This is a genomic window from Moorena sp. SIO2C4 (assembly GCF_010672485.1).
GTDB lineage: Bacteria > Cyanobacteriota > Cyanobacteriia > Cyanobacteriales > Coleofasciculaceae > Moorena > Moorena producens.
This window is the reverse complement of record NZ_JAAHGN010001380.1, coordinates 1-1,597: the sequence shown is the minus strand read 5'-3', so window position 1 is coordinate 1,597 and position 1,597 is coordinate 1. Positions and strand designations below refer to the sequence as shown.

Annotated in this window: 3 protein-coding genes; 1 reads left to right on the top strand and 2 read right to left on the bottom strand. The window is 43.1% G+C overall.

What is annotated here, in order from left to right; all coding sequences use genetic code 11:
* Positions 1–785 (top strand): formylglycine-generating enzyme family protein (locus F6K20_RS37795; RefSeq protein ID WP_287298296.1); only part of this gene is annotated, 785 nt, incomplete at its 5' end.
* Positions 786–952: 167 nt separating this feature from the next.
* Here F6K20_RS37795 and F6K20_RS37790 read toward each other — a convergent pair.
* Both F6K20_RS37790 and F6K20_RS37785 read right to left on the bottom strand, forming a co-directional pair.
* Positions 953–1,213, bottom strand: coding sequence for a hypothetical protein (locus tag F6K20_RS37790; RefSeq protein WP_287256829.1), 261 nt, complete (start codon positions 1,211–1,213; stop codon positions 953–955).
* A gap of 2 nt (positions 1,214–1,215) precedes the next feature.
* On the bottom strand, positions 1,216–1,401 hold the full coding sequence (locus F6K20_RS37785; protein ID WP_008185541.1) for a hypothetical protein: 186 nt from the start codon (positions 1,399–1,401) through the stop codon (positions 1,216–1,218).
* Between the last annotated feature and the right edge of the window lie 196 nt (positions 1,402–1,597).

Genomic DNA, 1,597 nt, shown 5'->3' with positions numbered 1-1,597 from the left:
TAACTATTTCATCGTTTTTAATCGGACGTTACCCGATTACTCAAGATCAATGGAAAGCGATCGCATCTCGATCTGACCTTAAGGTTAATCAAGATTTAGATCCAGACCCCTCTTATTTTAAAGAGCCCTATCAAGGGATAGATAGATGGCAAAGACCTGTTGAACAAGTCAATTGGTATGATGCAGTAGAGTTCTGTGACCGCCTTTCTAAGCTAACAGGAAGGGATTATAGACTACCTTCCGAAGCCCAATGGGAATATGCCTGTCGAGGGGTAACAGAACCTCTGAACCTAGAAGCTGGAGCATCCTATCCCCCATTCCACTTCGGAGAAACCATCACAACAGATTTGGCTAATTATCGCGGGACCGATGATAAAGACTCTGAATGGTCAGGATCTTATGGTAGAGAGCCAAAAGGAGAATACCGTCAGGAAACAACACTAGTAGGATATTTTGAAGTCGTCAACTTTTTTGGACTCAGTGATATGCACGGGAACGTTTGGGAATGGTGCGCTGATGATTGGCATTCTAACTATGAAGGTGCGCCCAATGACGGCAGTGCTTGGATTGATGGTAATGAAGCGGAAAATGTCAATTCTGAAAATCAGTCATATTTAGCCAATAATCAGGATAAAAGCTCATATTCAGTGCTGCGGGGCGGCTCCTGGGTCAACGATCCTGATTACTGCCGTTCTGCGATTCGCAACCTCTACGTTAGGCGCGACTACCGCTACAAGGAATTTGGTTTTCGTGTAGTTTGCGCCGGGATGAAGTCAGAAGTTTGAAGTCAGAAGTCAGAAGTCAGATGATTTAAAGTGAATAAAATACTTATAGCGTTTATCATAGCTATGAGGTACACATTATTTTTTTCATCTTGCCTCTTTGCTGCTCCCTGCTCTCTGCTCCCTAAAACGCAGATCTGGGAACAGCGAATCTGGTAACAGTTTCCGATTTACTCCTGTTCATCATCATCCGGCAATTTTTCCATCTCCTGGGCAATTAGCCTCTGAAATTCCTCGCCACAATGAACATTCAAATGAATTGCAGCAGCCAGCAATTCTGCCAGAATTTCCGCTTGTTGTCTAGCACTAAGGTGAGGTGAGTGAAGCTGATGAATTAAAGCGGTAACCGTTTGGCATTCTGAGCCTAATTCTGTAATTAATGTCTTCAGAGTATTGCTATTAATAGGAAGGGAGCGATCGCGAATCTGCATAATTATTTCCCCAATCGTTTTAGTGCTTGCTGAATGCCCTTCTCAAAGGCACGAATCTCAGTTTCCCAATGCCTTATTAAACCTTGATCGGGAAAGTCCTTTTCATACTCTAGTTTAATCTTTTCTTGGTGTTCAGCAATGCGCTGATTCAAGCTACGAATTGCCTTTTTGTGGTTTTTCTTTCCCATAAAGTTTATAGATGCACCCACAGACTTACACCAGTATCTTATCGGGATGGTGTCTTCACCACCTTTATATTTTACCTACCCATACTTTTTATCTTGTAGGGTGAATGAATCGGTAGATCTCATTTTTGCGGTTTGACCTGCTGGTGCGTTACGGGGCGGGCTATTTCAACCAGGCGCGAAGAGGCTTAAAATTAGA